Below are 23,567 nucleotides of genomic sequence, written 5' to 3'. Positions count from 1 at the left end.
ATAATATCGCTAATGATATTTTAGAAGATGTAAGAAAGAAGAAGTTTTAAGAACTTCTTCTTTAAATAAGTTCATATACTCTATAAAATAACTACACAATAAACAATAAGAATAAAAAGACATCAATCTATTAATACTTATACTAAACTACTAAACTACTAAACTACTAATCTCTTAAAATCTCTTAAACTCTCAATTTGTCTTCAAAACATCTAACATATAGATTTATAAGATTTCAAGAGGCACAACTAATAAAGGTTGCTAACCTCTTTAAAAACCTTTTAAGCTCTTATTTAACCATAACTATTAAAATTTATTCGTCCATCTTTATATCTTTTATTCTATGTTAAACTATTAGGATTTATACATTGTCATCACAAAGCTCTTTTAGAGCTGAAGCAATCTATAAATTATTCATTCCATCTAAACTTTCCAATCAATCTAGTATTCATTCTAAAACTCTCAATCATTTTATATCTCTTATTTATTCTAAATCTATCAATATAATAAATAAACAAATTAAAGACAATCTTTTAAATAAAACTAATTTTATCTTTCAATATTGTTTAGATAAATCTTTTAAACTACCACAGATTTTTCAAATCCTTGTAGTGACATTCTTATATTTCTTTGGAATGCTATACTTTGCTTTGCTTTGTTCGCAGTGATAGAATGGAGTGTCATAATAAGGAGTGAAATAACAAAACAATCTTTAAAGGTAAATCCCTTTAGAGTAAGCATTTAATAGATTTTAAAAATTTTATAGGGTTTGCAGATTATTTATCTAGTCTCACCCTACACATTGCATAGCAATTTGCCCATACTTGCACAACATTTTAAAAAACTCCTAAAGCCTCAGTATCACTACTAGAATTTATTTAATTTTTCAAATAACTATATTAAAACTCTCTAACCTCTTAAAATTTCACAAAAACTAAAGCTATATACCGTAACTACTAGAATTTATTTTTAATTCTTGTAACTCTTTTAACTTCTAAAATTTTAACAATTTCATTGATAATCTCTTATTATTGCAAAGCATTGATAAAAGGTTGAAGTTTTTATTGTCATTGCGAGGGTTCGTAGAATAAAATTTATTTAATTTCTTAGATAACTTACTTTTGAAAATCTTTTAAAACTTTTATTCTATTCTTAGCTAATAGAATTTATACATTGTCATTGCGAGAGTTCGTAGAACTCGTGGCAATCTAAGAATTTATCTTTAAAGGTTATTCTTTTTAGACTGCCATGCAAGTCGTTTTACTGCTTACAGTGACATTTTTTGTTTCTTTGGATTATCACGAGCTATGCTTTTGTGGTGATATTTTGCTTTGCTTAATATCAAGAAAGCTAAATGCTAAAAAGTAGCAAGTGTTTTTAAGGCCCTAAAGTATTGACTTAGAGTAAATTATCAATCTTTTAAATTCATTAATTATTATAATAATTTGGTTTTTGTTAAAAAATATTTTATTTCTTAGTTTTATTTAATCTTTTGCATTTTTTGATAAAGCTTAAAATTCCAAAACTAAGAAGAAAAGGCTTAGAATGCTAAGATAATAAAAGCGATATGAAAAAGCAATAGACAATATAATTAAAATCAAGGAAACCATAGTAAGCAATTAAAACTTAATTAGAAAAAAGGATAAGCTAAAAAGCCTTAAATTTAGGGTAAAATGGCAAATTCCATTTTTACTTTGGTGCAGTGCTTTTCTGCTAAGTCATTATAGTGCTTAGCAAGATTGAGTAATCTAGCTTGACTAGGGCAATCATCATTATTTTCCCGATCTATATAGCATGAACTAAAAAATTCTTGTATTTTGCCCTCTTTATAGCTTTTGTAGCTTATTGTATTTCCCCAACCAAGCCTTAAACTCTCTTGCAAAATCCCTTCATTATAGACTTGCACTTCATAGCCATTAATACACCAAACCCCAATGCGCAAGCCATTTTCATAATCTCCTACTATATGCGAAGAGCCATCATTGCCATTATCAAGTAAATAAGAAGATTTTATCTCCCAAGTGCCTGTGTGTCTGTGCTCTGTATCATAGCGACCAAAATGCAATGCCACATCTCTATTAGAGTTATTTGGCTTTTCAGTTAGGTTTAATACAAGAAAAAGCCAAAAAATCGCCCCCACACCCACTATGCCCATAAACACTACAATTCCAAGCAAAACATCAAAAGGAATTTTAAGGGATTTTAAGAGTGCTTCATTGCGTTTCATTTTACCGCCTTTATGAGTCTTCATCTAGACAATCCCATATAATCTTGCAATCTTGCACCCTGCCACAAGCTATGACAATCCCATTTTCTATAATTTTAAGTTTTTGGTTTTGCCACTCTTTTTGGGATTTTACACAAATTGTATCATAGGGCTTTGGGAGTTTAGAATCTTCTTTAAATTCATTTGAAAAATAGAGACTTTTATTCCATGCTTCTTCATCCAGAACATAGCTTTTATTAGCAATACGCAGGGCATAGTCATCTCTGCCCCAAGGATTTTTAAAAGCAGAATAGCTTTCAGCAAAAAGTGTATTATAGGCTTATGTCCTAAAATTATAAGAATGGTTAGGACTGAAGCAATGCTTACAAAATAAATTGAAAGCTTAAAACAAAGCCTTGTAAAGTGCATAAAAAGCCTTTATGAAAAATCTTATCAACAAAATAATTATTTAATTTTATTGTCTTCCTTATATTTTTGCAATGCTGTATCATCTAGGATTGTATCGTATCTATTTTTAGAAATTCTATGGCGTTTGCCAATCTCTAAATCTTCATTAATTGTTTGTATAAATTCCCTAAAATTTGGATTTTTCTCTACAAGCATATTGAGTGTCGTAATATCAAGCTCCCTTTTGTGAGAAGGCAGGATAATGCGACTTTCTGCTGTGCTCGATTCTAGCTTTATCACTCCTATGCCAAAGCTCGCATTTAATCGTATGAGCTCTTCTAAAATCTCATCATCAAACTCTTCAAAAACCACCAAATAGCCCTCATTTGCAAAGCTAGAATTAGACACAGCTTGAAAATAATATTCTTTAAGATTACTCCACGAAAGGCACACTTTTAGTTCAAAGGCATAGAGCTTGAAGTTAAATTGGTGCGCGTTTTTTAAGAGATTTAGCGTCTCCTCTGCGTAATCCTCTTCAAAAGGAAAATGCACGCCAACCATATCAGGATAATTCCATTTATCACGCCCACTGACACTTTTTTGACTTTTTTCGTGAAAAATAGTTTTGCAATAGAGATTGAAATTTGGATTTTCATAGAGAAATTTTACTAAAAGTGGGTGGAGTGAGCGTTCTTTTATGCTATCTTTGGCTTTTTCTTTTGGGCTTTCTTTGGTGGAGGATTCTTTAGGGTTTTGCAAAGAATTTTTCTTCTCTTTTAAATAAAAAGTTGTGGGTTGTTTAGAGATGATACAAAAAAGAGAATTTTCATTTTTAATATCTGTATAAAGCAATGCACCAATATTTTGCCAAGGTGTTTTGCCAATGCTTCCTAGCTTCTTATCTAACCCCATTTTTACACCACTCTCCCAAATCTCCATAAAGGTAAGTGGCTTTTGCGAACTCGCTAGAACATCAATGATAAATTGCCTGAATGTGTATTTTTGCATAGAATTATAAAACCTCCATAAGTTTTTATTTAATTTTAATCTAAATAAGCTTTATTATTGCAATCTCTTTTTATAATTTTTGGACTTTTGTTGACTGTCTGAACAATCTTGAAAATAATCAAAGAATTTATAAAGCACATTTTAGATTTATGGTACTTGTTTTTCTTGATAATATTTTAAAATATCTTGCATTTTTTTTAGATTCTATATCTCTCATGTAGTTTTCCATAAATTGCCAATTTGGATTGCCTTTAGAATCTATAGGAAGCAATAATTTTTCTCTTTTAATCCTTTTATCATTAATCTCTCGATTAAAGCTATATTTAGCACTTAAGCGAGTAATTATTGGAAGCAAAAACAAATAAATATATTTATTAAATTTAGGTTGTATAAGTTGTGTAACATGATCGCTTGCAATAAATTCATAAGAGTGAAAAAACGCACTGCCGACACTCCCACTATTTGCCAAAGAAATACAATTGCTAAATTTTCTTACATTTTTACGATTGTCTATAAAATTATCTACACCATTATTAAAAGCACTTGAAGAAACATAAGGAGTTTTCCCTTGAATCTGATTATCTTTAATTAATCTTTTTCCTCGCTTGATTTCTTTAAAAATATCAGCAAAATAAAATTCCTTCCATTCTGGATTCTCTAAACTCAATTGCTCATTTGCGATTTTCATGAGACCATCCTCAATGAAAATGCGTTGTTGTAAGGTGTTTGAACACTCTGAATGGGTGTTAAGAAATGAGAGAAACTGCTAGTTACCCCCCAACCCGAAATTATTAGCTATTTTTTTGTTATAATAAGCTAAAATATCTTTAATATATTTTTGCTCTATATTTTTCATATAGCTTTCCATAAACTGCCAATTTGGATAATTATTGTCGTCTTTTGGAAGTTGTATAATTTGTTTCTTTAACCTCTCAGTAAAGGACTTATAACCGAATGCAAATTTTGAAGCATTATTTTTTATGATATTAGCCACAAATAAACCACTATATTTATTAAGTTTATTATTACCAAATATGGTAATTTCATCGCTAGCAGTAAAATTGCCTTCAATATAATAGCAATCACAAAATGTGGTTACAATAATTTTATCTCTTTCTATAAAGAGCGGATTTGCAATTAAATCTGTTAATCCGTTATTTTCTTTGCTTGCAGAATAATAGGGTATATTACCTTTTTTTCTATCTTTTTCAATTAATCTTTTACCTCTTTTAATTTCAGTAAAAATTTGTTCTAACTTAAATTCTCTCCACTCTACACTAGCTAAATCATTTTGCATTTTTTTTATCCTCTAAACCAAACAAATAACCTCTGCCATGTGTTATCATATTAAATTCAAAAGTAAGATAATCAGCCATTATTTTTTCAAATTCTTCATGCGTTGGAATCTCATCATTAAAATAATAAAAACTATGCAACCACTCATCATCTGCTTCTATCGTAGTTTTGACGCAAAATTTACTTGGTGCTTCTAGCTCATCACGCCAAACCTTTAATAAATACGCTTTTTTATCTTGCGCATGTATGGTTTCAACTAAACCTTTGTGTTTTTGCACCTCATAGCCATCATCTTCAAAATTAATAAATTTGCAAATCTTATCTTTATCATGAGATATTCCAGCAGTAAAAACAGCTATGCAAGGATTAGTCCCTACACCATAAAAAGTATTTTTATTCAAAGTGATTACACCCTCTAAAGTATGATGCTTTAAAATATTTGCTTTAATGGCTTTTTCTTCTTTGCTTTTTCCCGTCATGGCAGATTGTGGCACGATAACAACAACTTTTCCACCTTTTAAAATAGAATTTAAAAGATGTTCGCTAAATGCAATCTCGGTTAAGTTTTTATCTATTTTTCCTTGAGAATAAGGGGGATTCATAAACCCGACATTTGCCATAAAATTTTCTTGGAGTTTTAAAGGATTTTGCTTTAAAAAATCCTCATCATATAAATTACTTTTACCATCTCCTCTTAACACCATATTTGCAGTAGCAACAGCAAACATAAAAGATTGCAATTCAAAACCAAAAAGCTGATTTTTCTTAATCTCTTCTTTTTGCCTTTCATTTTTCGCTTTTAAGAGCATATAATCCATAGCAGTAATCAAAAATCCACCCGTTCCACAGCAAGGATCAAGCACTTTATCACTAGCTTTTAAATCCACTAAATCACAAAACAATTCTGTAATATGCGTAGGCGTAAGCACGATACCCAAAGTCTGTCCATCACCACCGCTAAAACGCATAAACTCGCTATAAAATATTCCTAAATAATCATTAGAATTCTTTATAACATGGATAGAATCAAAAATATTTTCTTTAATAAATTTTGTATAATGCTTTAAAGGAGTGCAATTGATTTTCAAACCTTTTTTGTCAGTAATTTCGCAAAGCTCATTAATCTTTTTAGTATCCTTAATCACGGAAAATTGGGATAAAACTTTATCAAGTTTCACTTGCGGAGTTAAATTCGATTTTTTTAAATTTGACTCGATAAGTTTATAAATTTTTACTCCATCTGTATCAATTTCTTCATTATTTAGATAATTTAAATCTAAATTTTTAGCTTTCATTTCATCAAGTGCTAGTAAAATCCCTGCTACAACTAAGGGTTTATTTCTATCGTCTAAAGCCCCATAATTTCTTAAATCTTCATGTAAAGTGGCAGCAATCTTTTCAATCTCTTCTTTTGTCTTTTGTTTGCTAGATTCTTCTTTTAAAACCTCCCTTTTATAGTATTCTTCTATATATTTCTCATTGAAAAGCATAAAAGTTTCAATATCTTCTAAAGGTTCTTTTATCAATGCTCCATTATCCACAAATAAAGGAGTGATTTTATGATTTTTGCTATCCCCGCTTACCGCAATCGCAAATACTTTTTTGTAGGTATTTTGATTTTTAATAATATGTTTTGCATACCATAAAGCACCATTAAGTGCATAATTTTCTATGTCTTTTTGCTCTTGTGAGATGATGTTATTTTCATTTCTTTTAATATGTTTGCTAACATCTGCTTTATTTTCAATCACAATTACAAAATCTTTTATCACACCGCAATATTCAGGATATCCTTGCTTATTTGTTCCTTTTTTAGATGCAGTGCTTAAGGCTTCATTTAGCTCTTTAATATCCGAACCTTGATAAGATAAATTGATATTTGCTTCTTTTAAAAGCTCATATACCCATAAGTCTGTTTGCACTTCCTTTTTTGCCATTAGCAAATCCTATATTTCTATTTCACTCCCACTCAATCGTGCCCGGTGGCTTGCTTGTTATATCATACACCACGCGGTTAATGCCCTCAACCTCATTGATGATTCTATTTGCCACGCCCTCTAAGAAGCTATGAGGCAGATGTGAGAAAGTCGCAGTCATACCATCGAGCGCTTCTACTGCACGCACGCAAATAGTATTATCATAAGTGCGGTTATCGCCCATGACACCGACACTCTTTACATTTAAAAGCACGCAAAATGCCTGCCATACTTTATTGTATAAATTATGCTTATGAAGTTCTTCAATAAAGATAGAATCACAAGCTCTTAGCAGGTCTAAATCCGTCTTATTTACCTCTCCCATGATACGAATTGCTAAACCTGGCCCTGGAAATGGATGACGCATGAGCATAAATTCTGGCATTCCTAGTTCTCTTCCTAACGCTCTTACTTCATCTTTAAAGAGTTCTCTTAATGGCTCTATAAGTTCAAATTTCATCCATTCAGGCAGTCCGCCGACATTGTGATGACTTTTTATCGTTTTGCTGGGTCCTTTCACGCTTACAGATTCAATCACATCAGGATAGAGCGTGCCTTGAGCTAGGAATTTTATCTCACCCTTAGCATTGTGTTTTTTAGCTTCAGCCTCAAAAACTTCAATAAAGGTTTCGCCGATGATTTTTCGTTTCACCTCTGGATCGGTTACACCCTTTAGCTTGCCCAAAAAGATTTCGCTTGCATCTACGGTGATAAGTGGTACGCCTAGATTTTCTCTAAACATGGCTTCAACCGCTTCTCTCTCCCCAGCGCGTAAAAGCCCCGTATCTACAAAAACAGGGATAAGATTCTCACCAATCGCACGATAAAGAAGTGTAGCCACAACGCTAGAATCTACTCCGCCACTCACCGCACATAGCACCTTTTGTGTGGTTTTTGAAGAAGAAGCAATAGGACTTTTGCATTTGCAACTTTCTAAATGATCATCTACCATACCAATAGATTGCATAAAAGCATAGATACTTGTAGAGCCTACAAATTTAAATCCTCTTTTTTGCAAGTCTTTGCTAATCTCATCGGAAAGTGGTGTTGAAGCTGGAATGTCTTTAATGGTTTGGAAGTGGTTTATAATGGGTTTATTTTTTACAAATCCCCAAATATATTTATCAAAACTTCCAAATTCACTTTGCACTTCTAAAAATCTCTTAGCATTGTTGATAGCAGATTCTATTTTTGCATGATTTCTTATGATTTTTTCATTTTGCATAAGAGCTTCTATCTTTTTATCATCATACAAGGCTACTTTATGGGGATCAAAGTCATCAAATGCTTCTCTAAAAGCCTCTCTTTTTTTAAGAACTGTAAGCCAAGAAAGCCCTGCTTGCATACCCTCTAAAACTAGCATTTCAAAAAGCCGTTTTTCATCGTGTAAAGGCTTACCCCACTTGTTATCATGATAATCTTGATAGATTTTTTCCTCTCCTGCCCAATCACATCTTGCAGTATTTTGTGTATCTCCTAACACTTTTTCTTTAAGTTTTGCTATTTCATTTTCTGCAAAATATTTCATATTCCAACTTGTATCTGCACCACAAATGCTAATCGCAAAGTTTTTTAACATATCTCCGCCACACTCACTATGCACGACTTCAGGATGGAATTGCATAGCATAGATTTTTTTCTCTAAATTAGCAATGGCACAATAATGTGTATTGCCAGATTTTGCAAGCTCAATAAAGCCGTGCGGGATTTCTTCTACCTTATCAGCATGGCTCATCCACACAATAGAATGTTGTTTGATACCATTAAGCAAGAGAGATTGTGCATTGCTTCTGTGGGTTTGGCAAAGATAAGAATGCGCAATATCTTCTCCAAGTTCTTCTGTGATGTTTGTTTCTACACAACCTAGAGATTTAGCAAGAAGGCAAGCATCTTTGTTGTCTGCATAACAAATAGAATGGACTTCTTTCATACCATAAGTTTTAAAGGCGTAGTCTTTAATGGCTTCTGCCAATTCGTTTGCATAGTTTTTATCAAAAGCATCTTTGCTAATAATAATGCTAACTTCAGACACTTTTGTAAAATGTAAGCCTGCTAAACCTATAAATTTATCTTTTGCTTTATCAAAAATAGCCCAAAATCCGCAACCAAAATTGTGATAATTATCAATTTCTTTACAAATCCAAGCTTCTAGTTTGTCTAAAATCGCCTTTCTATTATTTGCACCTACAATCTCTTGGTTTTCAAAAAAATCTTTAACTACAAGTGCATCTTCAATAACTAATTCTCTAATAATGGTATGTTCTGTTTCTATAAAAAGCTCTGTGCGTTCATGTTTGCTTGTTAGGCAGAATACAGAATGTGGAATTTTTGTATTGTCAAATTCCTTTGAAATATTGCCAACACAAGGCATTTCAAAGACTTTGGCTCTATCTATTGCACCGCGATCATCATGTCTTAGTGCTGCATAAATTTTAAGACAATGCAAATTATGGATTGCATAGCGGATACATAGTCTTAAGCCCTCATAAGGATAGGAAGTTCCCCAATATTCTTTTTTAATAAGACAAGCAACCTCGATACCCTTTTTATTATTGCCGATATCTTGAATGTTTAACCCTACTTGTCCTATAAATTCTCCATCAAGAGTTTCTAAAGCCCACAGACCAAAACCAAAATTTTTATAGCTTTCTTGCTGGATATTAAGCCATTCTTGTGCATTAGGATTTGTAAAATCAAAATTAAATCTCCAAGTGCCTACTTCATCATTATCTTGTAAAGAAAATTTAATATCTTCTAAGTCTTTGTGCTGTAATTCCCTAATGATAAGTTCGGGAGCTCTTAAAATAGGAGCTTTTTTGTTTCTGTATCTATTAGCATTCAAAAATTCTTTTAGATATTTAATGTCTGCTCTTAGATTTACTATGGGATAGGATTTATTTTTAATGGGTAAATTTTCTATATTAATAGCTTTAAAACCTAACTTTTTAAAGAAGCCTATACCTTGGGTATTGTCTAAAAAGCAGTTTGTATAAAGGTATTTGTAATCTTTTACATAGTGTTCTAGAGCATAATTTAAAAGTTTGCTACCAACTCCACAAAATCTATATTTTGGCGAGATAAATAAGAGTTTTAAAACATCATCTTTACCGCTAATAAAGCCCATAGTATCTTCTTTATTGCTTGCAACGATAATGGTTTCATTGCTTTTTAATTCCCCATACACCATCTCTTTAATAGCATTAAAATCGCTTTTTTCTAGAAAATTATAACTTTCTTTAACAGATTCTTCCCAAAGCTCTAGCATATCTTTGGCAATTTGTGGAAATTCAGAATAATGAAACTGTGTCAAAACAACATCTTCATCATCTTCTTTGTCTTCTATAATTTCTAAAATTGCTTTGCCAAATTCTTGTGCTTCTGCTTTAATAACTTTTCCGCCAAAATAATGTGCAATGTATTGCATACCATAGCAAATACCAAGAATAGGGATATTGAGTTCAAAAATAGCCTCATCAGGCTTGTAAGCACCCTCCTCATAAACGCTTGCAGGACCACCACTTAGGATAATCCCTTTAGGATTTCTAGCTTTGATAGAATCAATGCTTTCAAAATAAGGAACAATTTCGGTATATACACCATATTCTCTTAAACGCCTTGCAATAAGTTGTGTGTATTGGCTTCCAAAATCAAGCACTAAAATTTGGACTTTATTCATCATAATGATACCTTAGAATTTATAAGAATTTTTAAAAAACAATTTTATAATTTTACATAAAAAAAGCATAGAAAACTTTTAAAAGTTATGGATACTTAAAACATAATGGGGCAAATCTTGGTTGCGGTAGTGTTTTATGGTTATCATTTCCTCTTTAAAGCCTAATTTTTTTGCTAGATTTAATGAAGGAAGATTATCTGTTTTAATAAGGCAATAAAGTTTTTTTAAAGAAAGTGTGCTAAAAGCATAATTTTTGATTTTTGTAGCTATTTCTATCCCATAACCTTTTTTCCAATAAGGCTTATCTAAAATCCACGCTATTTCTACAACTTCTTTTTCTTGTATTTTTGTTTTTTGTAAGCCTGCAGTGCCTATTAGAGTGTTTGTATCCTTTAAGATAAGAGCATAAATTCCTAATCCATCTTTTTGGTAGGTTTCAAGTCTTTTTTCTAGCCATTCTTTTGTATTTTTTGCACTAAAGCTATGTCCCCATGCATACATTACTTCTAATTTGTTAAAGATGGAATGGAGTGCATCTAAATCATCTTTGGTTAAATATCTTAAAAAAGTTCGTTTTGAACTTATAAGGGGCGTGCAAACACAATGGAGCAACCAAGAAAAATCACATCTAAAATGCGTAAGGGGAAAATCCCTCCCTTTAGAATCCTTTGGGCTTTGTGCAAAAATTTCAAAACCTAGATTTTCATAAAATTTCAGTGCATTTGTATTTTGTGTATTGCAATCTACCTCTATTGTTTTATAGTCTTGAAAATAACGCATACAAGCTTCATAAATAAGCCTTTTGCCAATGCCTTTTTTGAAATAGTCTTTAGCAATAAAAAGCATTTCTATTTTATTTTGATGCACACCAATAAAGCCTAAAATCTCTTCTTTATCTTGTGCTAGAAGAATTTCACAGGCTAAAATGCCTTCTTTTACTTCATCTTTTAGAGAAGAAATATCGCTTTCTTTTAAAAAAGTATGGCTATTTTTAACCGATTCTTCCCAAAGATGAATAAGGGATTTGATTTTTGGGGTTTTATTAAGAAGTGATTTAAAGCAAAGATGTTTCATAAAATCTCCTAAAATGCAAGATAAAGTCCTATAAGGGCAAAAAATAAAACAGGCAAGGTTAAAGCAAAAGCAAGAAAGAGATAATATAGAAGGCTAATTTTTACTCCACTTTGTTTAAGCCCTTCTAGCCATAAAAGAGTAGCTAAAGATCCTATGGGAGTAAGTTTTGCACCGATATTGCAGCCAAGAAGATGTGCATAAATTAGAATTTGTGGAGAATCTTTTAAAGCTAAATCACCAATCATCACCATAGGCAAATTATTAATAAGGCTAGATCCAAAAGCAGAACTAAAGCCTACAAGTAGGGTTTGGATTAAAAGTGGATAGTTTTGCAAGTTTTTTAAAAGACTTTCTAAAAAATCCACAAGTCCATCATTATAAAGTCCAAACACAACAATAAAAAGTCCAAAGCTAAAAACCACAATACTGAAGGGAGCTTCTTTTAAAAGGGGTAAGATTTTTAAAGAATGATAAAAATATCCATAAAGTATTGCAAGGAAGCTAATAAGGAGCATAAAAAAGCTCATAGGGATTTTTAAAGGATGTGAAAAAATAATCCCAACAAGCATTAAAATGATTAAAAAAACACAAAAAAGCAAGGTTTTAAGAGTAGGTAAAGATTGGTTTTTTACATTAAATTCTAAATCTTTGTTAAGATTCTTTTTATTGAGTATAAAAAAGAGTAAAGCAAAGGAGAGAATAGCAAAAATTTGTGGCAAAATCATAAAAGATAAAAAATCAAAGAATTTAAGCCCATAAGCATTAGTAGTAATAATGTTTGTGAGATTTGAAAACACAAAAATATTAGAGGCAAAATCACTTAAAAAGCTAACAAGTAACAAAAAAATAAGTAAGGGTTTGGAATTTGTTCCAAAGAGAATGAGAATAAGAGGGGTTAGGATTAAAATTGCACCATCATTGGCAAAAAAGCTACTTAAAAAACTAGCAAGAAGCACAATAAAAAGATAAAATTTCCAAGTTTTGATTTTGAGTGTTTTTTTATGCGTGGAGAAAAGCACAATATAATGGGCTAAAAAATCAAAAAAGCCAAGTTTTTTAAGCATAAGGGTAAATAAAATTAATCCCACAAGAGCAAGCGAGCTATCCCATACCATAGTCCAAACTTTTTTTATATCTTCTAAATCCACCACTTGTGTTAAAAATGCCAAGATTGCACAAAAAGTGCTTGAGATAAAAAGCGGAATTTTAAAAGGACGCAAATAGATTAAAAAGAGTGTTAATAAAAAAATAGGCAGTGCCATTATTGTATAAAATGTGCTCCCACAGATTGTTCTCTTTTTAATGCGGATTCTATAATGTTTTTAGCGACAAGCAAACGCAATTTTAAAAGTCTTCCTATATTGCTAGAGAGCATAACTTCCACACCTCCTAGTGCTTCATTCAAGCCACTTTTTTTGCGGATAATTCCAGCTTTTTCCCACATAATCTTTCTTAAAAGTGTTTTTAGGTTTTCATCTTGTTCTTTTTGCAAGATTTGTGAGTGGAGGGGAAATTCTCTCCATTTGGGTTGGTAATTTTGGTTTAAAATATCTTGTGTAGCACGGCGTGAGAAGACTAAACCTTCTAAAAGAGAATTAGAGGCTAGACGATTTGCTCCATGCACTCCAGTGCAAGCACACTCGCCCACTGCATAAAGATTGTTTAAACCTACAACTTTTCCAATATGATCGGTTTTAATCCCTCCCATGCAATAATGAAAAGCAGGAGAAATAGGAATTTTATCTTTTGGTAAGTCATAGCCAAGAGAGCTAAGATTTCTTGCGATATTTGGAAAGCGTTTATAAAAGAAATCTTTACTAAAAGCATTTAAATCTAGATAAACTTCTTTTTGTTCTTCTGTGAGTTTGTCATTTTCTGCTAATTTTAGTTTGTAATCAAAAATAGAGCGTGCGACTTTATCGCGTGCTGCGAGTTCTCCTAGGCTATCATAATCAAATAAAAATCTTTTCCCCCAAAAATCTACAATATGTGCTCCTTCACCTCTTAGGGCTTCACTAAGGAGCATTTTTCTTGCATGCTTTGTTTTAGTAAATACAGTTGGGTGGAATTGTAGCATTTCCATATCTTTAAGTTCTAAGCCATTTTCTAAAATCATTCCATGCAGTTCAGCAGAGATGGTATAGGCATTTGTGTGGTAGTTAAAAAGAGCGCCAACGCCCCCGCTTGCTAAAATCACATTTTTAGCATAAAGGTTGTAATTTCCTCTTTTTGTAAGCACACTTACCCCACAGCAAGAATTTCCCTCAATTAAGAGTTCCGTAACGGTAGCATTTTTCCAAAGAGTATGGTTAATTTGTGAGATTAAGTGGCTATGCACCACTCTTCCAGTGCAATCTCCTCCTGCATGGATAATCCTTGAAGTGCTATGTGCAGCTTCTTTAGTAAAGAGTAAATTACCTTTTTCATCTTTATCAAAAGGAGTGTTTTTAGAGATTAAATCCTCTAAAACTTCTAAACTCTCATAGCTTAGAGTTTTTACAGCTTCTATATCACACATTCCAGCACCCGCTTTTAGAGTATCATCAATGTGTAAAGGAATATCTTCTTTATCTTTTGCAACAGCAATTCCACCTTGTGCATAAAAGGTATTGCATTCCCAAGGTTGATCTTTACAGAGAATTAAAACTTTTAAATTTTTAGGTAGGTTTAATGAAGCATAAAGTCCAGCAATCCCAGCCCCAACAATAATCACATCATAAAACATAAAAAAACCTAAGGATTTTGTGTGCTTTGCTTTGGATTAAAAGGATCATCTTTAAAACCACAGCCATTTAAGCTAAAACAAGCAATTTGTGCTATAATTACCACATGAAAAAAGTATCTCAAATTATGTCTTCTAAGGAATTGTCGCATCTTTTTCAAACTCCAAAATATAAAAGCTTACAAGCTATGAATCGATTTGTTTTGGCACTGCCTTTTAGTGTGCGTCAAGGTATTTTATTTACTTATACAAAAAATCATATTATGTTTTTTGTTCTAAAACATCAAGGATTTAAGCTTGAATTTAATTATAAACTTACAATTATAAAATCACTATTAAAAGAATACCAAAAAACAAGTGGAGAGCTTTTAGAAATACAAGAAATAAAAAGTTTTGTATCTAATAGAGTCCAAAAAAAAGTAGAGCAAGAGATTAAAAAAAGCTATGGAGAGTTAGCTAAGGGTGAATTTATAAATTTTGCAGAAAATGAAGAGTTTTATGCTATATTTGAACGCATTAGGGAGTGTATTTGGAAGAACAAAGAGAATTAAAACCTTTAAATTCTGAACTTTTAGAAGTGTTAAAAAATATTCCACAAGTGAGTGGGGTTTATCATTATTATGATAATTTAGGGAGGCTTTTGTATGTAGGAAAGGCAAAAAATCTTAAAAACCGCATTAAAAGTTATTTTAGATTTACTCCTCATCTTGCTCCTGCTCCTAATTTAAGTCCAAGAATTGCACAAATGATTTCCCAAGTTTGTATGCTTAGATATTTGGTGGTAGAAAACGAACATGATGCACTTATTTTGGAGAATTCTCTTATTAAGCAATTAAAACCAAAATATAATATTTTATTAAGAGATGATAAGACTTATCCTTATTTATGTGTGGATTTAAATGAAGATTATCCGCGTATTAATCTAACAAGAAAGATTTTTAAAAAAGCAAAGGGTTTGCAATATTTTGGTCCTTATTCTGTGGGTTGTAGGGATTTATTAGATAGTTTGTATGAAATTTATCCTCTTGTGCAAAAAGAAAGTTGCAAAAAGGGAAATAAAGCTTGTTTGTTTTATCAAATTAAGCGTTGTCTAGCTCCATGTGAGGGGAGAGTAAGTAAAGAAGAATATGCAAAGATTTTAAAAGAAGCTTTAAAAGATTTAGAAAATCCTAAAAAAATCATCACTAAATTAGAAGAAAAAATGCTAAATTTATCTAACCAAATGCGTTTTGAAGAAGCTATGGTTATGCGTGATAGAATTGCTAAGATTAAAGCAATTAATCCTTTAAGTGGGGTGGATTTTGTAAATTTGGGTGATTTAGATGTTTTTGCTTTTTTAGATGAGGGTAAAAGGGGTGCGCTTGTGAAGTTTTTTATCCGTTCAGGAAAGATTGTATCTAGTAGCGTGAATATTATCCAAAGTAATTTTGGATTTGAAAAAGATGAGGTTTATTCTAAAAGTGTTTTAAATTATTACCATAAAGATTTACCCATAGTGCCTAAAGAAATTTTGCTAAGCGATTGTGTGGATGGTGAAAAAATTTTAGAGCTAGAGGCACATTTAAAAATGCTTTTTAATAAAAAAATTTCTTTAATTGTGCCAAAGAGTGGAGAAAAAAGAAAGTTGTGTGAATTAGCCTTAGAAAATGCAAAGGAAACTTTAAGGTTAAATGTGAATAAAGAAAAAGATGTGATAGAGGCTTTAAGTGAGCTTTTTTGTCTTGATGAAAGTCCTTATCGTATTGAAGTGTTTGATACTTCTCATCATAGAGGGGAAGAATGTGTGGGAGCTATGGTGGTGTATGAAAATGGTTGGGATAAGGAATCCTATCGTCATTATCATTTAAGTGGGAGTGATGAATATTCGCAGATGAGGGAAATGCTAAAGCGTAGGATTGAAGATTTTAGCAAAGATTCTCCGCCTAATTTATGGCTTATTGATGGAGGGGTGGCACAAATTAATTTAGCCAAAAGTCTTTTGGAGAGTGCAGGAGTAAATTTGGCAGTTTTGGGAATTGCAAAAGAGAAGCTTGATTTTAAAGCACATAGGGCAAAAGGGAGTGCTAAAGATATTTTGCGTGATGGTAAAATGGAATTTAGTTTAAAACCAAGCGATAAGCGTTTGCAGTTTTTGCAAAAATTGCGTGATGAGGCACACCGCTTTGCAATCACTTTCCACCAAAAACAAAAACAAAAAACTATGCAAAAAAGCAAACTATTAGAGATTAAAGGGATTTCTTATGCAACACAAAAGAAATTATTAGCTTATTTTGGAAGTTTTGAGGCAGTTTATAAAGCAAGTAAAGAGGAGCTTTGTAAGGTTGTGTCTTTAAAAATTGCAAAAGAAATTAAAAATGAGGATAAATAGTTATTTAGCTTCTATTTGTTACAATAAACAAAAATGATTATAAATTTAGAGGTAAATATGGATACTAAATATATATTTGTAACAGGCGGTGTGTTAAGTTCGTTAGGCAAAGGGATTACTTCTTCTTCTATTGCAACACTTTTAAAGCATTCTGGTTTTCGTGTAGGGATTTTAAAGATTGATCCTTATATCAATGTAGATCCAGGCACTATGAGTCCACTAGAGCATGGAGAGGTTTTTGTAACGCATGATGGTGCTGAAACGGATTTAGATATTGGGCATTATGAACGCTTTTTAAATATGAATTTTTCCTCTAAAAATAATTTTACCACTGGACAGGTTTATCAATCTGTAATTGATAAAGAGCGAAAGGGTGGCTATCTTGGTAAGACAATACAGGTAGTTCCCCATATTGTAGATGAGATAAAAAGACGCATAAAATTAGCAGGGGAAGATAAAGAAATTTTAGTTGTGGAGCTTGGAGGAACGGTGGGTGATATTGAGGGCTTACCCTTTTTAGAAGCTATGCGAGAGATGAAGCATGAATTTGGTATGGAAAGAGTAATTAGCATTCATGTAACGCTTATCCCACTTATTAGAGCAGCAGGTGAGCTAAAAACTAAACCTACACAGCATAGCGTGCAAGAATTACGAAGAATTGGTATTACTCCACAGATTATTGTAGCAAGAACAGAAAAAGAAATCCCACAGGATTTAAAAAATAAACTTTCTTTAAGCTGTGATGTAGATAGTGATTGTGTGATTATGGCAGAGGATGCAAAAAGTATTTATCAAATGCCTCTTAATTTCTTAAAAGAGGGGATTTTAACTCCTATTAAAAGATTTTTAAAGCTTCCAGAGTTTAAACCAGATATGAAAGAGTGGGATATTTTAGTCAAGCAAATTTTAGCGCCACAAAGTGAAGTTAGCATTGCTTTTGTGGGGAAATATCTTACTTTAAAAGAATCTTATAAATCTCTTATTGAAGCCCTTATCCATGCAGGTGCAAATTTAGATACTAAAGTAAATATTGTATGGATAGATAGTGAAGAGTTAGAAAAAAATGATGAATTAGTAGAGCAGTTAAAATATGTCAATGGTATTTTGGTTCCAGGCGGTTTTGGAGAAAGAGGTATTAAGGGTAAGATGAAAGCAATTGAGTTTGCTAGAATTCATCAAGTTCCTTTTTTGGGGATTTGCCTTGGAATGCAACTTGCAATTTTGGAATTTTGTCAAAATGTGCTTGGGATTAAAGAAGCAAATTCTATGGAATTTGATCCTAAAACAAAAGAACCTGTAATTTATTTAATAGAAAATTTTATGGATCAAAATGGAAAAGAGCAAATTAGAACCCATAAATCTCCTATGGGAGGAACAATGAGGCTTGGAGAATATGAGTGCAATACTCTAAAAGATTCTAAACTTCAAAAAGCCTACAAAGGACAAGCACTTATTAAAGAACGCCACCGCCACCGCTATGAAGCAAATCCAAAATATAAAGAGCAATTAGAAAAAAATGGAATGATAATTTGCGGAGAATCAAAAGGGCTTATTGAGGCAGTGGAGCTAAAGGAACATCCTTGGTTTATAGGGGTGCAATTCCACCCAGAATTTACTTCAAGACTGCAAGCTCCTAACTTAGTAATCTTAGAGTTTATTAAGCAATCTATTTATGCTAAAAAACAATCCTGAATTTTTAAGTAAAGAAGAGATTTTAAAGTTTTTAAAATCTCGCTTTTGCGAAGAAAAAATCTCCACACTTAAAGACTTACCCCACCCAAATACACTAGAAAACCTTGAACAAATGGCACAAAGAATAAAAAGTGCTATTTTAGAGAAGAAAAGAATTGTGATTTTGGGGGATTATGATGTGGATGGAGTGGTTTCTTGTGCAATTATGAGTGAATTTTTTGCACTTATTCCTTATGAAGTTAGCGTGGTAATACCCAACCGCTTTAGCGATGGATATGGTATTAGCGAAAAAATAGTAGAACGCTTAGAAGCTGATGTGATTATCACTGTGGATAATGGAATTACTGCAGTTAGTGCCGCTAATTTATGCAAAGATAGAGGGATTGAGCTTTTAATCACAGACCATCATACACCAAAAGAAGAATTGCCCAATGCTCTTATTGTGAATCCAAAATTATCTCCTAATTTTCCACAAAAAGAGATCTGTGGGGCTAATGTAGCTTGGTATTTGTGTGCTGCAATCAAGCAACAAATGGGATTAAAAATAGATTTAAGTCAGTTTTTGGATTTTTTGTCTTTGGCAATTATTAGCGATGTTATGCCACTTAATGGGATTAATCGTGTGCTTTTTAAAAAAGGGTTAGAAGTTTTTAAAGCAACACAATATCCAAGCCTAAAAGCACTAAAGGAAAATTTTAAAAATCAAGTTTTGAGTGCAGAAACTTATGCTTTTTATCTTTCTCCACTTTTAAATTGTGCAGGGAGAATGAGAGAGGCTAAAGAAGCTTATGATTTTTTAACCCAAAAAGATGAAAAAGAAATCCACAATAACCTTGCTTCACTCCTAGAGCTAAATAAAGAAAGAAAAGCTACACAAGAGGTAATTTATGGGCAAGCAAAGGAGCAGTTTAGCAAAGAAGAGCATTTGCCTTTTGTGTGTTTGTATGGTGAGGCTTGGCATGAGGGAGTTTTGGGGATTGTGAGTGCTAGAATGTGTGAAGAGTTTTTAAAACCTAGCATTATCCTAACAAAAAGTGAGGGAATTTTAAAAGGAAGTATGCGTGTTCCTTATGGTGTGGATTGTATGGAAGTATTAGAAGAATGTAAGGATTATTTAAAAGGCTATGGGGGGCATAGTGGAGCAGCAGGATTAAGCTTAGAATTGCAAGATTTTATAGATTTTAAAAACACATTAATGCAAGTTTCTTATACGATTAAAACACAGCAAGAAGAAGTTATGGGAAGATTGCACTTAAAAGAAATAGATAGGGAGTTATGGGAGATTTTAGAAAACTTTGAGCCTTATGGAGAGGCAAATCCAAAGCCTAAATTTTTAATTGTAGCAAAGCTAAAAAATGTGCGTTATTTTGGGGAGGGGAATATCCATAGCAATGTTCTTTTAGAAGAAGAGGGTAGGATATGCAAAGGGATTGCATTTTTTAATGCAGTTTGCAAGGATTTTATAGATAAAGATGTGGAATGTATTGCAAGTCTGTTTTGGGATAATTTTAGTAATCATCTTGCTTTAAGAATTGAAAATATAAAACCTATTGATGAGTGTTAGACAAATAAAGCTTAGATTTAACCATAATAAAAAGCATACAAGCAATAAGGGCGATTAATCCACCTATTATTCCTATGGAGCTTACATTGATTTTATCAATAGTGATTTTTCCTAAAAATGCACCACTTCCAATTCCTATATTATAAATTCCAGAAAACATTGACATTGCAATAGAAGTGTGCTGGGGAACTAGATGGATAATTTTGGATTGGAAAGTAAGATTGAAAAAAGTAATGCAAAGCCCCCAAGCTACACAAATAAAAACAGCCAAAAAAGGATTTAAAGAGCAAAGCCATAGTGCAAATAAACTAAATGTAATACCAAAAATAGCAATATTGCTAAAAATTATACGGTTTTTATCAAAGTATTTGGTAAATAAAAAACTTCCTAAAAATCCAACCGCACCAAAAGCCACTAAAGTTAGAGTGATATGATTTTGTGTAAAATTTGCATGGGTTTTTAAAAAGGGTTCTATGTAGGTATAGCCAACAAAATGTGCGGTTGTAAGGAGGATTGTTAAAGCATAGACAAATAATAAAGCTTTATTAGAAAGTAATTTGGGTAAAAGTCGTATAGAAAATCCTCCATTGCTTGGTAATTTTGGCACGCTATATGCCACTAGGAGCAAGATTAAAAAAGCTAAAATTCCAATACATAGAAAGCTAACTCTCCAGCCTAGCCATAATCCAATAACGCGTCCTAATGGAATTCCGCCAATAAATGCGATAGCTGTCCCAGTGGCAACTAAACTTAAAGCTAAAGATTGTTTGTTTTTTGGAACAATCCGCACAGCTATAGGAATAGCTATAGACCAAAAAAGAGCGTGCGAGAGTGCTACACCAATGCGTGAAGCTAGAAGTGCTTCATAGTTTGTAGCAAGACTTGAAAAAATATGGCTAATTACAAAAACTCCTAAGATTAAAAGCATTAATCTTTTTAGCTCCATTTTAGAAAAAAGCATCATCAAAGGCAAAGAAACCAAAGAAACGATATAAGCATAAATACTAATCATTAAGCCCACGCTAGAATCGCTCATTTTGAAGTCATTTGCAATAAGGCTAAGAAGCCCTACAGGGACAAATTCTGAAGTATTTAATATGAAAGCTCCAAGGCTGATTGCAATTACCCCAAGCCACATTTTAAAATTTTCGTTATTTTGTGTTGCGTTGCTTTGCATAGAATTCCTTAGTAAAATCCTTCTTTTTAGAGGGGCGGAATTATACTATAAAATTAATCATAGAGTCCTTTTAGATTTTTATTGCATTTGATTTTATGGGGTAAATCTATAGCTTTAATATCATTTTGGAAAATATCTTGTAATTTTTTAGGGTTTTTACATAAAAGCGTGGAAGTTCTTGTGTCTTTTTGGGTTAGAGAGAAGCTATAAAAACCTGCTAAAAATGCACTATAAAGCATAGAAGAGTTTTGTGAATATGTGGTGATAAGACAATCTTTAGAGGTAATTTGATAAAGACTTTTAAAGTATTCAAAAGTCCAGAGTTCTTTATTTTTATTTGGACTAAAGGCGTCTTGAAAGACAAGATTAAGTTCTATTCCCCTTTGTTTAAGGAGCAAGATATATTCTCTAGCATTGCCAATGTATAGTTCTAAGGAGCAATTTTTGTCTTTGTAAGATTTTTGCATAATCAATTCTTTTAGAATTTTGGTATTAAAATCTTTTGGATAAGTAAAGTTTATAAGTTCTTGCATAAGGGGTAAATTTTTTTCAGGAGAATAGATAAAAAGTTGCTTATCTTTTGCTAAATGCTGTAAATAAATACTGTTATATCCTAGCCCAAAGCAAATATCGAGTGCGATGATTTTTGGGGTGTCTTTGTGAAATCTTAATGCAGGTAAAATATGTTTTTTAAGGGTTTCAGATTTTGCACCATCGCTTGTGCTGTGGTAGTGTTCATCATAGTCCTTGCAAAAAAGCGTAAAACTTTCATCGTTTGTTATGACTTTATCCATTTGCTCACCTTGAATATAAAATGTAATTGTAGCATTTTGCAAAGATTTATATTTAGAATTATAGAAAAATAGGATAGAATTTTAAAAAAGGGTTGATTATGTTTTTTAGTAAATATTCTGCAAGTGGTAATGATTTTATCCTTACACATCTATTTAGATACAATGAAAATTCTTATTCTAATCTTGCAAAAGAGATATGTCATAGAAACCTTGGCGTAGGTGCAGATGGGCTTATTATTTTAAAGCCACATTTAGAATATGATTTTGAGTGGGAGTTTTATAATTCTGATGGCAGTGAGGCAAATATGTGTGGTAATGGAAGTAGGGCGGCTGTGGCATATGCCAGAGATTTGGGCTTGGCAGGAAATAAGCAAAGATTTTTGAGTAAAGCTGGTGTGATTTATGCAAGTCTTAGTGGAGATATCATAGAGAGTGAGCTAACAAGCCCAAAGATACTTGAGAAAAATATTAAGGAATTTGGTGTAGATTGGTGGTTGATTGATACAGGTGTGCCACATTTAGTTTGTGAGGGGGCAAAGCTTAATAAAGAAGATTTAAGGGCTTTAAGACATAAATATAATGCAAATGTAAATGTTGCTATATTGGAACAAAATGCAATTTTAGCAAGAACTTTTGAACGCGGTGTAGAGGATGAAACTCTAGCTTGTGGCACAGGTATGGCAGCTATGTTTGTATATCTTAAAGAGTGTTCTAAGGTAGGTAAAAATGTGCTTGTGTATCCTGCAAGTGGAGAAGAGATTTATTTAAGAGAGGAAAATCATAAGATTTTTTTAAAAGGACGAGTAAAAAAGATTTGCGATTTTATTTATTAGTTTTTTCTTAAGGGGACTATGCCCCTTAAGCTACACAAAACAAACATAAAAATAAAACCGAATAATAAAGAGAAAGTTAAACAAGCTAAGAGGTTTGATAGGACTAGTTTAGCACACGCTTGTTAGGAGCACTAGAGGTATTAATCTTATCATAGAGCATTAGCCAAGGTTCTTTAAGATATAACCTTATGGGGTTACAACCTCTATAGGTGCAACCTCTGCTTCAATTATACTTTTTGTAAGCTTTAATATTAATTATGTTTAAGTAAAAATAGGGAAAGATGAAAATTTTATCAATCAATTATTGTAGGTTCCTCACTATAGGCAGTGGAATACTGCGTGATAGTCTTTTTCACTGCAAGAGCATAGCTTGTGACAGTCTAAAGGGTTTGCATTGTAGGGTAAAACTCTATTGAAATACTTTTAAGTCTCTTGATTGTTCCTTATAGATTGCCATGCAAATATTGCATATTTGCTTACAATGACGCCTTTTTATCTTGTCATTACAAACAAAGTGAAGCAATCTAAAGTAATAACCAAGAGTTTAAAGAATTATTTTATAAGGTAAATATTAAGAATGTTTTTAAAGTATTTAATTGTTCTTTATGGATTGCCACGGCGATTATATCACCTCGCAATGACGGAAGGGGGAAAACTTTGCAATAATAATAGCTTGTTTCGTTGTCTTGCTCCTCGCAATAACCAACAAAGAGGAATTTATAGTAATAAAATAAAAAGCAATAATAAAATTAAACAAAAATATAAAAAATAAA

16 protein-coding genes are annotated in these 23,567 nt (G+C 32.1%); 5 read left to right on the top strand and 11 right to left on the bottom strand.

Annotated elements, in window-relative coordinates:
• Nucleotides 1-1,663: 1,663 nt before the first annotated feature.
• The 9 genes from B6S12_RS08795 to B6S12_RS08750 form a co-directional block, all read right to left on the bottom strand.
• Nucleotides 1,664-2,227, bottom strand: a complete 564-nt coding sequence (locus B6S12_RS08795; protein ID WP_111230423.1) for a hypothetical protein — start codon at nt 2,225-2,227, stop codon at nt 1,664-1,666.
• 444 nt (nt 2,228-2,671) lie between these two features.
• Nucleotides 2,672-3,622, bottom strand: coding sequence for an HTH domain-containing protein (locus B6S12_RS08785; RefSeq protein WP_111230421.1), 951 nt, complete (start codon nt 3,620-3,622; stop codon nt 2,672-2,674).
• A 127-nt stretch (nt 3,623-3,749) separates the two neighbouring features.
• Nucleotides 3,750-4,310: a restriction endonuclease subunit S gene (locus B6S12_RS08780; RefSeq protein ID WP_111230420.1), complete on the bottom strand. Its 561-nt coding sequence runs from the start codon at nt 4,308-4,310 to the stop codon at nt 3,750-3,752.
• Nucleotides 4,311-4,388: 78 nt separating this feature from the next.
• Nucleotides 4,389-4,919 carry a restriction endonuclease subunit S gene (locus B6S12_RS08775; RefSeq protein ID WP_111230419.1) on the bottom strand — a complete coding sequence of 177 codons (531 nt, stop codon included), beginning with the start codon at nt 4,917-4,919 and terminating at the stop codon, nt 4,389-4,391.
• Nucleotides 4,909-6,855 carry an HsdM family class I SAM-dependent methyltransferase gene (locus B6S12_RS08770; protein WP_111230418.1) on the bottom strand — a complete coding sequence of 649 codons (1,947 nt, stop codon included), beginning with the start codon at nt 6,853-6,855 and terminating at the stop codon, nt 4,909-4,911. The genes B6S12_RS08775 and B6S12_RS08770 overlap by 11 nt, the downstream gene beginning before the upstream one ends.
• A gap of 22 nt (nt 6,856-6,877) precedes the next feature.
• Nucleotides 6,878-10,570 (bottom strand): glutamine-hydrolyzing GMP synthase, encoded by a 3,693-nt coding sequence (guaA, locus tag B6S12_RS11830; protein ID WP_111230424.1) that lies wholly within the window; start codon nt 10,568-10,570, stop codon nt 6,878-6,880.
• A gap of 78 nt (nt 10,571-10,648) precedes the next feature.
• On the bottom strand, nt 10,649-11,644 hold the full coding sequence (locus B6S12_RS08760) for a GNAT family N-acetyltransferase (protein WP_111230417.1): 996 nt from the start codon (nt 11,642-11,644) through the stop codon (nt 10,649-10,651).
• Between the two features lie 8 nt (nt 11,645-11,652).
• On the bottom strand, nt 11,653-12,906 hold the full coding sequence (locus B6S12_RS08755; RefSeq protein WP_111230416.1) for an arsenic transporter: 1,254 nt from the start codon (nt 12,904-12,906) through the stop codon (nt 11,653-11,655).
• Nucleotides 12,906-14,369, bottom strand: a complete 1,464-nt coding sequence (locus tag B6S12_RS08750; protein WP_111230415.1) for an L-aspartate oxidase — start codon at nt 14,367-14,369, stop codon at nt 12,906-12,908. Before B6S12_RS08750 ends, B6S12_RS08755 begins: the two co-directional genes overlap by 1 nt.
• Before the next feature lie 104 nt (nt 14,370-14,473).
• On the opposite strand from B6S12_RS08750, the gene B6S12_RS08745 reads away from it, so the two are divergent.
• From B6S12_RS08745 to recJ, 4 genes are read left to right on the top strand one after another with little or no spacing between them, the layout of a single operon-like run.
• Nucleotides 14,474-14,917: a hypothetical protein gene (locus B6S12_RS08745; protein ID WP_111230414.1), complete on the top strand. Its 444-nt coding sequence runs from the start codon at nt 14,474-14,476 to the stop codon at nt 14,915-14,917.
• Nucleotides 14,896-16,734 (top strand): excinuclease ABC subunit UvrC, encoded by a 1,839-nt coding sequence (uvrC, locus tag B6S12_RS08740; RefSeq protein WP_111230413.1) that lies wholly within the window; start codon nt 14,896-14,898, stop codon nt 16,732-16,734. Before B6S12_RS08745 ends, uvrC begins: the two co-directional genes overlap by 22 nt.
• Nucleotides 16,735-16,791: 57 nt before the next feature.
• Nucleotides 16,792-18,426 (top strand): CTP synthase, encoded by a 1,635-nt coding sequence (locus tag B6S12_RS08735; protein ID WP_111230412.1) that lies wholly within the window; start codon nt 16,792-16,794, stop codon nt 18,424-18,426.
• Nucleotides 18,407-19,990, top strand: coding sequence for a single-stranded-DNA-specific exonuclease RecJ (gene recJ / locus B6S12_RS08730; RefSeq protein ID WP_111230411.1), 1,584 nt, complete (start codon nt 18,407-18,409; stop codon nt 19,988-19,990). Before B6S12_RS08735 ends, recJ begins: the two co-directional genes overlap by 20 nt.
• Here the strand turns inward: recJ and B6S12_RS08725 are convergent.
• Together B6S12_RS08725 and B6S12_RS08720 are read right to left on the bottom strand one after the other, a co-directional pair.
• On the bottom strand, nt 19,974-21,167 hold the full coding sequence (locus B6S12_RS08725) for a sugar transporter (RefSeq protein ID WP_111230410.1): 1,194 nt from the start codon (nt 21,165-21,167) through the stop codon (nt 19,974-19,976). The genes recJ and B6S12_RS08725 overlap by 17 nt on opposite strands.
• A gap of 53 nt (nt 21,168-21,220) precedes the next feature.
• Nucleotides 21,221-21,961 carry an MnmC family methyltransferase gene (locus B6S12_RS08720; protein ID WP_111230409.1) on the bottom strand — a complete coding sequence of 247 codons (741 nt, stop codon included), beginning with the start codon at nt 21,959-21,961 and terminating at the stop codon, nt 21,221-21,223.
• A 98-nt stretch (nt 21,962-22,059) separates the two neighbouring features.
• On the opposite strand from B6S12_RS08720, the gene dapF reads away from it, so the two are divergent.
• Nucleotides 22,060-22,794: a diaminopimelate epimerase gene (dapF, locus tag B6S12_RS08715; protein ID WP_111230408.1), complete on the top strand. Its 735-nt coding sequence runs from the start codon at nt 22,060-22,062 to the stop codon at nt 22,792-22,794.
• Nucleotides 22,795-23,567 lie beyond the last annotated feature (773 nt).

The organism is Helicobacter valdiviensis (assembly GCF_003245365.1).
In the GTDB taxonomy this organism is placed as follows: Bacteria; Campylobacterota; Campylobacteria; order Campylobacterales; family Helicobacteraceae; genus Helicobacter_D; species Helicobacter_D valdiviensis.
This window is presented reverse-complemented; position numbering and strand designations above follow the sequence as displayed.